Annotated in this window: 13 protein-coding genes; 10 read left to right on the top strand and 3 right to left on the bottom strand. The window is 64.1% G+C overall.

Going from position 1 to position 13,671, the window contains the following annotated elements; genetic code table 11:
- Nucleotides 1-6: 6 nt before the first annotated feature.
- The 3 genes from NLY36_RS24145 to NLY36_RS24155 form a co-directional block, all read right to left on the bottom strand.
- Nucleotides 7-1,386 (bottom strand): aspartate aminotransferase family protein, encoded by a 1,380-nt coding sequence (locus tag NLY36_RS24145; RefSeq protein WP_023735672.1) that lies wholly within the window; start codon nucleotides 1,384-1,386, stop codon nucleotides 7-9.
- A 32-nt stretch (nucleotides 1,387-1,418) separates the two neighbouring features.
- The gene (locus tag NLY36_RS24150; RefSeq protein ID WP_023735671.1) at nucleotides 1,419-2,912 is read right to left on the bottom strand and encodes an NAD-dependent succinate-semialdehyde dehydrogenase; all 1,494 of its coding nucleotides are present in this window, start codon (nucleotides 2,910-2,912) and stop codon (nucleotides 1,419-1,421) included.
- Nucleotides 2,913-3,041: 129 nt separating this feature from the next.
- A complete protein-coding gene (locus NLY36_RS24155) occupies nucleotides 3,042-3,530 on the bottom strand; it encodes an Lrp/AsnC family transcriptional regulator (protein ID WP_023686966.1) in 489 nt (162 codons plus the stop codon).
- Between the two features lie 82 nt (nucleotides 3,531-3,612).
- Here NLY36_RS24155 and ehuR point away from each other — a divergent pair, with 82 nt between their 5' ends.
- From ehuR to doeB, 10 genes are all read left to right on the top strand, one after another.
- Nucleotides 3,613-4,998, top strand: coding sequence for a MocR-like ectoine utilization transcription factor EhuR (gene ehuR / locus NLY36_RS24160; protein ID WP_023729200.1), 1,386 nt, complete (start codon nucleotides 3,613-3,615; stop codon nucleotides 4,996-4,998).
- Between the two features lie 124 nt (nucleotides 4,999-5,122).
- The gene (ehuA, locus tag NLY36_RS24165; protein WP_023682675.1) at nucleotides 5,123-5,908 is read left to right on the top strand and encodes an ectoine/hydroxyectoine ABC transporter ATP-binding protein EhuA; all 786 of its coding nucleotides are present in this window, start codon (nucleotides 5,123-5,125) and stop codon (nucleotides 5,906-5,908) included.
- Between the two features lie 64 nt (nucleotides 5,909-5,972).
- The gene (gene ehuB, locus NLY36_RS24170; protein ID WP_023682674.1) at nucleotides 5,973-6,824 is read left to right on the top strand and encodes an ectoine/hydroxyectoine ABC transporter substrate-binding protein EhuB; all 852 of its coding nucleotides are present in this window, start codon (nucleotides 5,973-5,975) and stop codon (nucleotides 6,822-6,824) included.
- A gap of 205 nt (nucleotides 6,825-7,029) precedes the next feature.
- Entirely contained in the window at nucleotides 7,030-7,689 is a 660-nt protein-coding gene (gene ehuC / locus NLY36_RS24175; protein ID WP_023667875.1) for an ectoine/hydroxyectoine ABC transporter permease subunit EhuC, read from the top strand.
- Nucleotides 7,689-8,348 (top strand): ectoine/hydroxyectoine ABC transporter permease subunit EhuD, encoded by a 660-nt coding sequence (ehuD, locus tag NLY36_RS24180; RefSeq protein ID WP_023709687.1) that lies wholly within the window; start codon nucleotides 7,689-7,691, stop codon nucleotides 8,346-8,348. Before ehuC ends, ehuD begins: the two co-directional genes overlap by 1 nt.
- A gap of 8 nt (nucleotides 8,349-8,356) precedes the next feature.
- Nucleotides 8,357-9,136 carry an ectoine utilization protein EutA gene (gene eutA, locus NLY36_RS24185; RefSeq protein ID WP_023695238.1) on the top strand — a complete coding sequence of 260 codons (780 nt, stop codon included), beginning with the start codon at nucleotides 8,357-8,359 and terminating at the stop codon, nucleotides 9,134-9,136.
- Between the two features lie 5 nt (nucleotides 9,137-9,141).
- Nucleotides 9,142-10,128 carry a hydroxyectoine utilization dehydratase EutB gene (gene eutB / locus NLY36_RS24190; protein WP_023735670.1) on the top strand — a complete coding sequence of 329 codons (987 nt, stop codon included), beginning with the start codon at nucleotides 9,142-9,144 and terminating at the stop codon, nucleotides 10,126-10,128.
- Between the two features lie 232 nt (nucleotides 10,129-10,360).
- Complete coding sequence (locus NLY36_RS24195) at nucleotides 10,361-11,353, top strand: cyclodeaminase (RefSeq protein WP_023695240.1); 993 nt, start codon at nucleotides 10,361-10,363, stop codon at nucleotides 11,351-11,353.
- Between the two features lie 128 nt (nucleotides 11,354-11,481).
- Complete coding sequence (doeA, locus tag NLY36_RS24200; protein ID WP_023667880.1) at nucleotides 11,482-12,660, top strand: ectoine hydrolase DoeA; 1,179 nt, start codon at nucleotides 11,482-11,484, stop codon at nucleotides 12,658-12,660.
- A gap of 5 nt (nucleotides 12,661-12,665) precedes the next feature.
- Nucleotides 12,666-13,670 (top strand): N(2)-acetyl-L-2,4-diaminobutanoate deacetylase DoeB, encoded by a 1,005-nt coding sequence (gene doeB, locus NLY36_RS24205; RefSeq protein ID WP_023695241.1) that lies wholly within the window; start codon nucleotides 12,666-12,668, stop codon nucleotides 13,668-13,670.
- The last annotated feature ends 1 nt before the right edge of the window (nucleotide 13,671 follow it).

The raw sequence follows: 13,671 nt of genomic DNA on the forward strand, positions 1-13,671 counted from the left end.
TCGATCTCAGAGATTGGAAAACACGCTGTTGACGGCATCGGCGGTTTTCGAAACGACGATGTCGGCTTCCTCATGCGTCAGGCAGAGCGGCGGCGCGAAGCCTAGTATGTCGCCCTGCGGCATGGCGCGGCCGATGACGCCGCTGGCGGCAAGTGCTGTCGCCACTTGCGGCCCGATCTTGAGCGAGGCGTCGAAGAACACCCGGTCGTCCTTGTCGGCGACAAATTCGACCGCCGCCAGCATGCCATCGCCGCGCACGTCGCCGACGTGTCTGTGCCCGCCGACAGCCTTTGTCAGTTCGGCGCGGAAATAAGCGCCGGTCTCACCGGCGTTCGTCACCAGGTCCAGTTCGTCGATCAGTTCGAGATTGGCGACACCTGCGGCGACGCAGATCGGATGCGCGGCATAGGTCCAGCCATGGCCGAGCGAACCGAGCTTGTCGGAGCCCTGCACCAGCACCTGCCACATCTTGTCGGCAACGATGACGCCCGACAGCGGCGCGTAGGCCGAGGTCAGCCCCTTGGCGATGGTGATGAGGTCTGGCTTGATGCCGTAATGGTCGGAGCCGAACATGGTGCCCAGACGGCCGAAGCCCGTCACCACCTCGTCGGCGACCAGCAGCACGTCATACTTCTTCAGCACCGCCTGGATCTTCTCCCAGTAGCCGGCCGGCGGCGGCACGATGCCGCCAGTACCGAGGATCGGCTCGCCGATGAAGGCGGCGACGGTTTCGGGACCTTCGGCCAGGATCATCTCTTCAAGCTTGTCGGCGCAATGCTGCGAGAACTGCTCCTCGCTCATCGAGCGGTCGGCGCGACGGAAATAATAGGGCGCCTCCGTGTGCAGGACCGGCGCGCGCGGCAGGTCGAAAGCGTTGTGGAACAGGTCGAGCCCGGTCAGTGATCCCGTCATCACGCCCGAGCCGTGATAGCCGCGCCAGCGCGAGATGATCTTCTTCTTCTCCGGCCGTCCCAGCACATTGTTGTAGTACCAGATCAGCTTGATGTTGGTCTCGTTGGCATCCGAACCCGAGAGGCCGAAATAGACCCTCGACATGCCCTTCGGCGCGCGGTCGATGATCATCTTGGCCAGCGTGATCGAGGCCTCGGTCCCGTGGCCGACATAGGCGTGGTAGTAGGCGAGGTTCTTCGCCTGGGTGGCGATCGCGTCGGCGATCTTCTGGCGGCCATAGCCGACATTGACGCAATAGAGACCGGCAAAGGCATCGATGCTCTTCCTGCCATTGTTGTCCCAGACGGTGACGCCTTCGCCGCCGGCCATGATGCGGGTCGGCGATTCACCCCGCGCATGCGTGCCCATATGGGTCGAAGGATGGAAGAAGTGGTCGCGATCCCAGGCATTGAGTTCGTTGGATTGGTCGAGCATTTTTTGATTCCTTGAGGGATGGCCGGACGGACTTATGCGACGTCCAGGCAGAGGTACTTCAGATCGGCGAAAGCTTCGAGCCCATGGCGCGAGCCTTCGCGACCGATGCCGGATTGCTTGACGCCGCCGAATGGGATCGGCGCGCCGGTGATCTTGACGCGGTTGATGGCGACCATGCCGTAGTCGAGCGCGCGGCCCATACGTTGCTGGCGGGCGCCATTCTCGGTAACGACATAGGCGACGAGGCCATATTCCGTGGCGTTGGCACGGGCGATCACCTCGTCCTCACTGTCGAACGGCGTGACTGCGGCGACCGGCCCAAAGGTCTCCTCGCGCATGATCAGCGCTTCGTCGCTGACATCGGCCAGCAACGTCGGCTGGTAGAACAGCGGCCCGGCCTGATGCCGCTTGCCGCCGGTGAGGCAGCGCGCGCCATGGGCGACGGCATCGGCGACCTGTTCCTCGACCTTGGTCACGGCGCGCTCATGCATCAGCGGTCCGATATCGATCTTTTCGACAAGCCCATTGCCGGTCCGCAGCGCCTCGATGCGCTCGGCAAAGGCGGCGCAGAAGCGATCGTAGATCGGGCGCTGGACATAGATGCGGTTGGCGGCAAGGCAGTCCTGGCCTGACGTTGCAAACTTGGCATCGATGGCAATGCTCACTGCGTTGTCGACATCGGCGTCGGCAAAGACGATCAGCGGCGCATGGCCGCCAAGCTCCATCACCAGCCGCTTCATCGTCGGAGCACACTGTGCGGCGATCAACCGGCCGATCTCCGTCGAGCCGGTAAAACTCATGGCGCGGACGCGCGGGTCTTCGCACATGCGCCCGACGATCGTCGCTGCCTTGCCGGTGATGACGTTGAAGACACCGGCGGGCAGGCCGGCGCGCTCGCCGAGTTCAGCCAGCGCCAGCGCCGACAGCGGCGTCTCCGAGGATGGGTGTGCGACGATGGTGCAGCCGGCGGCGAGTGCGGCGGCCGCCTTGCGGGTCAGCATCGCCGCCGGAAAATTCCAGGGCGTGACGACGCCGACAACGCCGAGCGGCTCTCGTCGCACCATCATTTCCGCTTTGGGCAGATGGCTGGTGACGCTCTCGGCGTTGAGGCGCTTTGCCTCTTCGGCATACCACTCGACGAAGGAGGCGGCGTAGTCGATTTCGCCAAACGATTCCTGCAGCGGCTTGCCCTGTTCCAGTGTCATCAGCAGGGCCAGATCATCCTTGGCTGCAACGATCAGCTCGAACCATTTTCGCAGAATTCTGGACCGCTCCTGCGGCAGCAGTGACCGCCAAGCCGGGAAGGCACGCGCGGCGGCACCGATTGCCCTTGTCGTTTGCTGCGCATCGAGCGCGGCGACAAACGCGACCGTCGCGCCTGTGGCCGGATCGGTGACTTCAAAGCTTTCGGCCGCTTCGCTCGCGGTCCAATGCCCATCGACATAGGCAAGCTCGCGCAGCAGCCGGCGGTCGGAGAGGCGGTCGAGCGCCTCATGGCGATGCGAGCGGGCAAAATGCGCGGACATGGTCGAGGCCTCCCGGTTCGGACGATGCGGGAAGACTATCCGTCACATGCAGACAGAGAGACTGTTTCGACGCCCTGAAGGAGAGAGACTCTCTCTATTGTGCCGTCCCGACAGACATTCTCTCCGGGCTTATGCCGACGCCGGCAGCAGATCGGCTATCGGCAGCACGATTTCGTCCTTCACCGTCTTGGTGACGATGTAGGTGAAGTAGCGGTCGATGCCGATCTCGCGCTCCAGCAGGTCGTCGACCAGCCGCTGATAGGCGTCGATGTCGCGCGTCATCACCTTGACCACATAGTCGACGCCGCCGCCCACCGACCAGCAGGCGACGATTTCGGGGATGTCGCGGATGACGCGTTCGAAGCGGTCGAAATCGGCCTGGCGATGGCTGGCCAGCGTCACCTCCATCAACACGGTGGCGACCGGCGCCACCACGCGCATGGCGATCCTGGCGTGGTAGCCCGAGACGATGCCTGCCTTCTCCAGCTTGCGCAGCCGCATCCAGCACGGCGTCGGCGACAGCCCGACCTGTTCGGCCAGCGCCAGCTTGGTGATGCGCCCGTCGCGCTGGATGGCGTCGAGTATCCTGAGGTCGACCGCGTCGAGTTTCGATGTCATCGGCGTCCGCTTTTTGTCGGCATCACCATGACGGCGCATTATTTCGATTGTCAATTGCACTGATTTCGATCTCTATTAAGTCATGACATTATGGCAACCCGACCCTGCGCTCCTCCGCCGGCCAGCCTATCAATCGCTGGCCGACCAGTTCGCCCGCGCCATTCATGACGGGCGGCTGGCCAATGGCGCGCGGCTGCCAACGCATCGAAGGCTGGCAGACGATTTAAAACTGTCGGTGCAGACGGTCAGCCGCGCCTACGAAGAACTGATCCGGCGCGGCCTGATTTCGGGCGAGATCGGCCGCGGCAGCTTTGTCCAGACGCAGCGCCGTGAACCGGAGCCGCCCTATCTGCCGGAGCGCCTCGGCGAGGTCATCGACCTATCGATCCTGAAGCCGGTCTGCGAGCCGATGCATCTGGAGCGGCTGAAGCAGGCGCTGGGCTGGCTGGCCGAAAACCTGCCATCGAGTTCGGCGCTGTCGTTCCGGCCCAACATGGTGTTCCCGCGTCACCGCGCGGTGGCTGTCGAATGGCTGAAACTGTGTGGGCTCGACACCTCCGCACAGAATATCAGCCTGACCAATGGCGCGACCGCCGGGATGACCGTGGCGCTGATGAGCGTTGCGCCGCCGGGATCGACTGTCGCCACCGAGGCTATCGGCCACCACACGCTGGTGCCGCTGGCGCGCTATCTCGGCTTCAACCTGGAAGGCCTGCCGATCGACGGCAATGGCCTGATCCCGGAGGCGCTGGACGAGGTCTGCCGGCTCACCGACATTCGCGCGGTATTCGTGCAACCGTCGGTGATCAACCCGACGGCGACGCTGATGGACGCTCGGCGGCGCGAAGAGATCGCCGCGGTCGCGCGCAAGCACGACATCGCCATCATCGAGAACGATGTGCTGGGTCCGCTGGTCGAGGACCGGCCGCCGCCGGTCGCCGCCTTTGCGCCGGAGCGCACGCTCTACGTCACTTCCTTCACCAAGATCACCGTACCTGGCCTGCGCATCGGCTATCTCGCGGCGCCCGACCGCTATGTCGCCGCCGTTGCCAACCGGCATCTGGTGTCGAACTGGATGGCGACGCCGCTGGTGGCCGAGATCGCCACCAAATGGGTGACCGACGGCACGGCGATGGAACTCGTTCGCTGGCAGCGCGCGGCATTGCGCCGCCGCCAGGACATCGCAGCCGAGGTGCTGGGCGGGGTTGGTTATCGCGCCAGGCGCGACGGGCTGCATGTCTGGTTGCAACTGCCCGCGGACCGTGCCGAGGAAAGCTTCGTCGCCCAGGCCCGCCTGCAAGGCGTGGCGATCGCGCCCGGCACCTCCTTCCGCATCTCGGATGCGCCCTGGCATCCGGCGGTGCGCATCTCGCTCGGCTCGACCACCGAGGGGGAACTGCGCGCCGGCCTCGGCGTTGTCACCAAGTTGCTGCTTGGCGATCCGGAGCATCTGCTGCTCGCAATCTAAGCGGGAATTGCTCTGGAATCATGCAGTGCCGGAAATATTGTCATGATTTTATTTTCCCAATTGACATGATTTGGCGCGTTCCGCATCGTTAAGGGCACAGGCTTCTCCAGCAGGGGAAATTCATTTGTCCTCACCCATCATCAAGGTCGACGCCATTTCGAAGAGCTTCGGCTCGTTCAAGGTACTGGACGGCCTGTCGATGCAGGTCATGCCCGGCGAGAAGCTGGCGCTGATCGGCCCGTCCGGCTCGGGCAAGACGACGATCCTGCGCATCCTGATGACGCTGGAGAAGATCGACGGCGGCCATATCCAGATCGATGGCGAGCAGCTCTACCACATGGAGCGCAATGGCCAGCTGCTGCCCGCCGACGAGCGGCACCTGACCAAGATGCGGCAGAAGATCGGCATGGTCTTCCAGCTGTTCAATCTGTTTCCGCACAAATGCGTCATGGATAACGTCACGCTGGCGCCGATGCTGACCAAGGGCACGCCTCGCGCCGCCGCTGAAAAGCGGGCCATGGAACTGCTCGACATGGTCGGCATGGCCGACAAGGCGAAGTCGATGCCGGCGCAGCTGTCTGGCGGCCAGAAGCAGCGCGTGGCGATTGCCCGCGCGCTGGCCCTGTCGCCCAAGATCATGCTGTTCGACGAGGTGACGTCGGCCCTCGATCCGGAGCTGGTCGAGGAGGTGATGAATGTCATGCGCAAGCTCGCCGCAGAGACCGACATGACCATGCTGCTGGTCACCCACGAGATGGGCTTTGCCCACGACTTCGCCGACCGCGTGCTGTTCTTCGACCGCGGCAAGATCGTCGAAGAGGGCAAACCAGACGAGATTTTCCGCCATCCAAAGCAGGAGCGCACGCAAGGCTTCCTGAAGAAGATCATCGCGGCCGGACATCGTGTCTGACCGCTTTGCGGGGCGGAAGACCGCCCCAGACAAAACCAAGAAGACAACAAAGGAGTTGGGAACAATGAAGAAACTTGGCATTCTGGCCGGCGTCGCCGGTCTCGCACTGACGGCGGTGCTCGCCGCGTCGAGCACCGGTTCGGCCGATGACAGCAAGCTCGAGCAATTGAAGGCGCAGGGCTTTGCCCGCGTCGCGATCGCCAACGAGCCGCCCTATACGGCGGTCGCCGCCGACGGCAAAGTTTCGGGTGCGGCGCCCGACGTGGCGCGCGAGGTCTTCAAGCGTCTCGGTGTTGCCGACATCGTCGCTTCGATCTCCGAATATGGCGCGATGATCCCCGGCCTGCAGGCCGGCCGCTTCGACGTCGTCACCGCCGGCCTGTTCATGAAGCCGGAGCGTTGCGCGGCGGTCGTCTATTCCGAGCCGGTGCTGTGCGACGCCGAGGCGATGTTGGTCAAGAAGGGCAATCCGAAGGGCTTCAAGAGCTACGAGGACGTCGCCAAGGACACGTCAGCCACCATCGGCGCGCCCGGTGGCGGCACCGAGGAGAAGCTGGCGCTCAACGCCGGCGTGCCGCGCGAGCGCGTCATCGTCGTGCCGGACGGCCAGAGCGGCCTGAAGATGCTGCAGGACGGCCGCATCGACGCCTATTCGCTGCCCGTCCTGTCGATCAACGACCTCGTCAAGAAAGCCAACGATCCGAACCTCGAAGTCATTGCCCCAGTGGTCGGCGCCCCGGTCTATTGCGACGGCGCCGCCTTCAAGAAAGGCGATGAGGCCCTGCGCGATGCCTTCGATGTCGAGCTCGCCAAGCTGAAGAAATCCGGCGAGTTCGCCAAGATCATCGAGCCCTACGGCTTCTCGGCCGCAGCCGCGATGTCGACCACGCGGGACAAGCTCTGCGCGGCGAAATAGGGCCGTTTTGCCTTCTCCCCGTTCACGGGGAGAAGGTGGCCCGAAGGGCCGGATGATGGGCGGCGCCAGGTTCTGAGAATTTAGCGCTGCCCCTCATCTGCCTGCCCGTCCTTCGCAGCAGCTGCGCTGCAGCTACGGAGGGTAGACTGGCATCTTCTCTCCGTGAACGGGGAGAAGGAAGCTAACCGCCAACGTTGGAACCCGAATGACCCAGTGGTCCGGCTACCTCGGCCTGATATTGCAGGGAGCGCTTGTCACCATCGAGCTGACGCTGATGGGGTCGGTGCTCGCCCTAATCATGGCCTTCCTCGCCGGCATGGGCCGCGTGTCGCGCTTCTTTGCGCTGCGCTGGCTGGCCACCGCCTATATAGAATTCTTCCGCGGCACCTCGATCTTCGTGCAGCTGTTTTTTGCCTATTTCGTGTTGCCGTTGATCGGCCTCGAACTGACGCCGCTGCAGGCGGGTGTGCTGGCGCTGGGCCTCAATGTCGGCGCCTATGCGGCCGAGGTGGTACGCGGCGCCATCCAGTCGGTCGGCCGCGAACAATATGAGGCCTGCATCGCGCTCAACCTCGGCCGCTGGCAAGGCATGCGCCATGTCATCCTGCCGCAGGCGCTGCTGGTCATGCTGCCGACCTTCGGCAACAATGCCATCGAACTGCTCAAGGCGACCTCCGTGGTGTCGCTGATCTCGCTCGCCGATCTCACCTTTCAGGCGCAGGTCGTGCGCTCGCAGACCGGCAACACGCTGGCGCCGTTCACCACCATCCTGATCATCTATTTCGCCCTGGCGCTGATCATCTCCTGGGGCGTGCGTTCTCTGGAACGCCGCATGGCGCGCGGCCTCGACGGGGTGCGCGTCTGATGGATTGGGACTGGAACTTCGTCTGGGAGATCCTGCCGACGCTGATCCAGGGCGTGAAGATCACCATCCTGGCAACGCTGCTCGGCTCCGTGCTGGCCGCTGTCGTGGGTCTGGGCATCGCGCTAGCACGACGCTCGCCCAACAAGGCGCTGTCGCGCACCGTTGGTTGGGCGGCCGAATTCATCCGCGGCACGCCGCTTCTGGTGCAGCTCTATTTCATCTTCTACGTGCTGCCGGATTTCGGCATCCTGTTGCCGCCGCTGGTCGCCGGCGTCATCGGGCTCGGCTTGCACTACGGCACCTACACGGCGGAAGTCTATCGCGCCGGTATCGACAACGTGCCGCGCGGCCAGTGGGAGGCGGCCAAGGCCTGCAATCTGAGCGCCACGCAGACCTGGACCAACATCATCATTCCGCAAGCGATCCCACCGATGATCCCGGCTTTGGCCAACTATTTCATCGCCATGTTCAAGGAGACGCCGCTGCTGTCGGCGATCACCGTGCTGGAGCTGATGAACCAGGCCAAGAGCGTCGCCAACACCTATTATCGCTACATCGAGCCGATCACGCTGGTCGGCGCCTTCTTCCTCGTCATCAGCCTCTTCTCGGTCGTGCTGCTGCGCTGGCTGGAACATCGCTACGGCAAGATCGAAAGGTAATTCTCAAGATGAAACCGCTGCCCAAAATCAGGCTGACGCCGACAATGCCGGCGCTCGACGCGCGTCCGCTGGAAAAGCGCGTCGGCCTGATCATCCTTGCCACCGACCACACCAGCGAGCCGGACTTTCGCCGCATGGTGGCGAGCGAGCGGGTCGGCGTCTATGTCGCGCGCATTTCCTACAAGAATCCAACTACGCCGGAGAATTTGCGCAAGATGCAGCCGGAGCTTGCGGCGGGCGCGGCGCTGATCCTGCCCGACGAAAACCTCGACGCGATCTGCTACTCCTGCACCTCGGCCTCGGTGGTGATTGGCGACGCTGAAATCGAGGCCGCAATCCAGTCTGCCAAGCCGGGTGTTCCTGTGGTCACGCCGCCGATGGCCGGCCTGCGCGGGCTGCAGGTGCTGGGCGCGAAAAAGATCAGCATCCTCACCCCCTACACCGTCCAAACCTCCAGGCCGATGGCGGCTTACTTCGCCGCACGTGGCTTCGATATCCTCAGCTTCACCTGTCTCGGTTTCGAGGACGATCGCGAGATGGCGCGCATTGCGCCGGCAGCGATCGTCGACCTGGCTCGTGAGGCGACGCATGCGCAGGCCGATGCACTGTTCGTGTCCTGCACCGCATTGCGCGGAGCGCTCGCGGTTCCCGGCATGGAACAGGCGATCGACCGCCCGGTCGTCACCAGCAATCAGGCCAGCGCCTGGAATTGTTTGCGGTTGTGTGGCGACGGGACGTCGCATCCCGAATTTGGCCGTCTGATGACGCTGCCTTTGCCGCGCGATTGACGATCATGACGACAGTCACCCTTAACGATATTCGTGCCGCCCGGGAGCGAGTTGCCGGCAAAATCGAACGCACGCCGACAGGGTTATCTCACAGCCTTTCCGAACGACTGGGCATCCCCGTCCACCTCAAGCTTGAACACCGCCAGACCACCGGCAGCTTCAAGCTGCGCGGCGCCTCGAATGCCGTTGCTTCGCTGAGCGCCGAGGAGAAGGCGCGCGGCGTGGTCGCGGCGTCGACCGGCAATCATGGCCGTGCGCTGGCCCATGCCGCGAAGCTCGAAGGCATGCGTGCGGTGATCTGCATGTCGCGACTGGTGCCGGGCAACAAGCTCGACGAAATCCGTCGGCTTGGCGCGGATGTCCGCATCATCGGCAACAGTCAGGACGAGGCGCAGCAGGAGGTCGAACGGCTGGTGGCGCAGGAGGGACTGGTGATGTTGCCGCCCTTCGACCATCCCGCCATCGTCGCCGGGCAAGGCACGCTTGGACTGGAGATGATCGAGCAGGTCCCGGATGCCGCTCTCGTCCTGGTGCAGCTCTCCGGTGGTGGACTCGCCTCGGGCATCGCCGCCGCCGTCAAGGGCGTCAGCCCCGGGACAAAAATCATCGGCGTTTCGATGGCGCGCGGCGCGGCGATGAAGGCCAGCCTCGATGCCGGCCGTCCGGTCGAGGTCGAGGAGTTGCCGACGCTGGCGGATTCGCTCGGCGGCGGCATCGGTCTCGACAACCGGCTGACCTTCGCCATGTGCCGCGATCTGCTCGACGACGTCATCCTGCTCACCGAGGACGAGATCGCCGCCGGCATCCGGCATGCCTATGAACAGGAGCGCGAGATCGTCGAAGGCGCCGGCGCGGTCGGCATCGCCGCGCTACTCGCCGGCAAGGTCAGGGCGACCGGGCCGGTGGTGGTTCTCCTCTCGGGCCGCAATATCGACATGAACACGCATCGCAAGATCGTCTGCGGTGACGCAATCGCGGAGCGCGCGGCATGAAAACTCTCCCACGCCGAATTCCCGCCCACCCCCCTCTGTCCTGCCGGACATCTCCCCCGCAAGGGGGGAGATCGGCAGCTTCGATGCGGTCGCTATTCTTGCTGCGCTGGAGATTGGCGAAGGCAGGAGTGCAGTCCAATCTCCCCCCTTGCGGGGGAGATGGCCGGCAGGCCAGAGGGGGGTGTGACGGAACACTATCCTTCGTGGTGCGCGCTAGTACGGAGCGCGACACATGAGTCCGATGACCATCCTCACCGAGAAGGAACTGCGCACAATCGTGCCGCTCGATCTCGACGCGGTCGCCTGCGTCGAAAACGCTTTCCGCGCGCTCGCCACATTGCCGGTGGCGATGCCGCCGATCCTGCGGTTGGACATTCACGAGCAGCGCGGCGAGGTCGATGTGAAGTCGGCCTATGTGCCTGGAATAGACGGTTTCGCCGTTAAGATAAGCTCCGGCTTCTTCGACAATCCGAAGCTCGGTCTGCCCAGCGGGGGCGGCATGATGGTGTTGCTCTCGGCAAGAACCGGTGTGGTCGAGGCGCTGCTGCTGGACAATGGCTATCTCACAGATGTCCGCACCGCTGCTGCCGGCGCCGTCGCGGCGAAGCATCTGTCGCGGCCGGATTCGTCCGTCGCCGCAATCTTCGGCGCCGGCGTGCAAGCCGGGCTGCAACTCGAAGCGCTCATGTTGGTGCGGCCGATCGCAGAGGCACGTATCTGGGCGCGCGATGCGGTCAAGGCGGAGACGGCCGCAGGCGCGCTGCGCGAAAAGCTCGGCATTCTCGTGCGCGCCGAGCCGGATGCAGCCAAAGCAACCATCGGCGCCGACATCATCGTCACCACCACGCCGTCGACCGAGCCGCTGATCAAGGCCGGCTTTGTCGTTGCCGGGCAGCACATCACCGCCATGGGCTCGGATGCCGAACACAAGAACGAGATCGCGCCGGCGATCCTGCGCATGGCCGATCTCTATGTCGCCGACAGCGCCAAGCAGACACGGCGTCTGGGAGAACTGCATCACGCCATCGCATCGGGCGTGATGGGAGCCGATGCCGCGGTCACCGAACTCGGCCAGATCATCGCCGGCGAACGGCACGGAAGGCGCTCACCCAGCGATATCACCATTGCCGACCTCACCGGCACCGGCGTGCAGGATACGGCGATCGCCACGCTCGCTCGCGACCGGGCGCGGGCGGCCAATGCCGGAACCATTTTTGAAAGCTGATGCTGGCCAAAGCGTGATCCGGAAGTGGAACCCGGTTTTCCCAGAGATCACGTTCAAACAAGAACGACGAGCCTGTTTCCAACAAAGTTGAAACAGGCTCCAGGCCCAACAAACGAGGACCAAGAACAATGCAGCCGAACCTAAAATTCTCGCGTGGCGAATTTGCGGATCGCCTCGCCAAGACGCGAAAAGCCATGGAGGGGAAAGGCGTCGATCTGCTTGTTATCAGCGACCCATCCAACATGGCCTGGCTGACCGGCTATGATGGCTGGTCGTTCTATGTGCATCAGGCGGTGATCGTGCCACCATCGGGCGAGCCGGTCTGGTACGGTCGCGGCCAGGATGCCAATGGCGCCAAGCGCACCGCCTATCTCGCGCATGACAACATCGTCGGCTATGCCGACCACTACGTGCAGTCGACCGAGCGCCACCCGATGGATTTTTTGGCCAGAGTGCTCAGTGATCGCGGCTGGGGCAAGCTGACCATCGGCGTCGAGATGGACAATTACTGGTTCTCGGCTGCCGCCTTCGCCGCGTTGCAGAAGCACCTGCCCAACGCCCGCTTCGTCGACGCGACAGCGCTGGTCAATTGGCAGCGCGCGGTGAAGAGCCCGACTGAAATCGACTATATGCGCAAGGCGGCCCGCATCGTCGAAGCCATGCACCAGCGCATCGTCGACAAGATCCAGGTCGGCATGCGCAAATGCGATCTGGTCGCCGAGATCTACGATGCCGGCACGCGCGGCGTCGATGGCGTCGGCGGCGACTATCCGGCGATCGTGCCGCTGCTGCCGTCGGGCGCCGACGCCTCGGCGCCGCATCTCACCTGGGACGACCAGCCGATGAAGTCGGGCGAGGGCACCTTCTTCGAGATCGCCGGCTGCTACAACCGCTACCATTGCCCGCTGTCGCGCACCGTCTTTCTCGGCAAGCCGACACAGGAATTCCTCGATGCCGAGAAGGCGACACTGGAAGGCATGGAGGCGGGGCTGGCGGCGGCAAAGCCCGGCAATGCCTGCGAGGACATCGCCAACGCCTTTTTCGCCGTGTTGAAGAAATATGGCATCGTCAAGGACAACCGCACCGGCTACTCCATCGGCCTATCCTATCCGCCGGATTGGGGCGAACGCACCATGAGCCTGCGCCCCGGCGACCGCACCGAACTCAAGCCCGGCATGACCTTCCATTTCATGACCGGCCTGTGGCTGGAGACGATGGGACTGGAAATCACCGAATCCATCCTGATCACCGAAACCGGTGTAGAGTGCCTCGCCAATGTACCGCGCAAACTGGTGGTGAAGAATTGAGCCCGATGCCTAGCCTTCGCCCATCCCCGATCGCCCCGACCGTCGATTTCGACAAGGACGGCGTGCAACATGGTTTCCTGCGCCTGCCCTACAGCCGCGACGACTCGGCGTGGGGCTCGGTGATGATCCCGATCTGCGTCATCCGCAACGGCAAGGGGCCGACTGCCCTGCTCACCGGCGGCAATCATGGCGACGAGTATGAGGGGCCGCTGGCGCTCTACGATCTCGCCCGCACGCTCGATCCCAAACAGGTCAGCGGCACGGTGATCATCGTGCCGGCGATGAACTATCCGGCCTTCCGCGCCGGCACGCGGACGTCGCCGATCGACAAGGGCAATATGAACCGCAGCTTTCCCGGCCGCCCCGACGGCACGGTGACCGAGAAGATCGCCGACTACTTTCAACGCGAACTGCTGCCGCGCGCCGACCTCGTCTTCGATTTCCACTCCGGCGGCAGGACGCTGGATTTCGTGCCCTTCTGTGCCGCGCACACGGTGCCCGACAAGGCACTGGAGCAGAAAGCCTTCGACGCGGTCGCCGCATTCGCGGCTCCGTTCTCCATGCGCATGATCGAGATCGACTCCGTCGGCATGTACGACACGGCGGCGGAGGAAATGGGCAAGGTCTTCGTCAGCACCGAGCTTGGCGGCGGCGGCACCTCGCGCGCACAGACGGTGCGGATTGCGCGGCGCGGCATCAGCAATGTGCTGCGTCATGCCGGCATTGTCGCCGGTGCAGTAGAGAAGAGCCCGACGCAGTGGCTCGACATGCCGTCGGGCGATTGCTTCTCCTTCGCCGAGGACGACGGCATGATCGAAACCATGGTCGATCTCGGCGAGCCTGTGAAAGAAGGCTCGGTGCTGGGGCGCATCCATTCCACCGGCCGCACCGGCATCGCTCCGCAGGAAATCCGGGCAAAAATGTCCGGCATTCTGGCCGCGCGGCATTTCCCCGGCCTGGTCAAAGCCGGTGACTGCGCCGCCGTCCTGGCCGTTGTGGTTTCATCGTGAT

The organism is Mesorhizobium sp. C399B, from assembly GCF_030323185.1.
Taxonomy (GTDB): Bacteria; Pseudomonadota; Alphaproteobacteria; order Rhizobiales; family Rhizobiaceae; genus Mesorhizobium.